The sequence below is a fragment of the Sphingobacterium sp. UBA7253 genome (assembly GCF_002472745.1).
GTDB classification, from domain to species: domain Bacteria; phylum Bacteroidota; class Bacteroidia; order Sphingobacteriales; family Sphingobacteriaceae; genus Sphingobacterium; species Sphingobacterium siyangense.
Genome location: NZ_DKSP01000246.1, coordinates 51,858 through 52,198 on the forward strand (window position 1 = coordinate 51,858; position 341 = coordinate 52,198).

1 protein-coding gene is annotated in these 341 nt (G+C 43.1%); it reads left to right on the forward strand.

Features of this window, described 5'->3' with window-relative positions; translation table 11 throughout:
* Window positions 1-68: 68 nt before the first annotated feature.
* A partial coding sequence (locus B2X72_RS26000) for an ABC transporter ATP-binding protein (RefSeq protein WP_286852097.1) occupies window positions 69-341 on the forward strand: 273 nt, incomplete at its 3' end.

The following is a 341-nucleotide window of genomic DNA, read 5'->3' on the forward strand; positions in this document are numbered from 1 at the left end:
GGATATGATGACATTGATTTTATCCTTAACCAGAAAGATTCAATCGAAGCATTTGAAGCAAACAGACAATGGTAGATCCTGTCGTCCATATTGCCAATTTAACCATTCAGTACGGTAAAGATACCGTACTGCACGACTTAAATTGGCAAATTTTTCCTGGCGAGCAATGGATCTTAGGCGGTCCGAGCGGTACAGGAAAAACCACACTTGCAAAAGCGATTGCCGGGCAATTGAAGTATGAAGGCGAGATCACATTCCACCTTGATCCAACGAGCCCACTGCCGGCAAAAATTCATTACGTTTCCAATTGGTTTCAATTTACCAATCTTGAAGGCGATCGC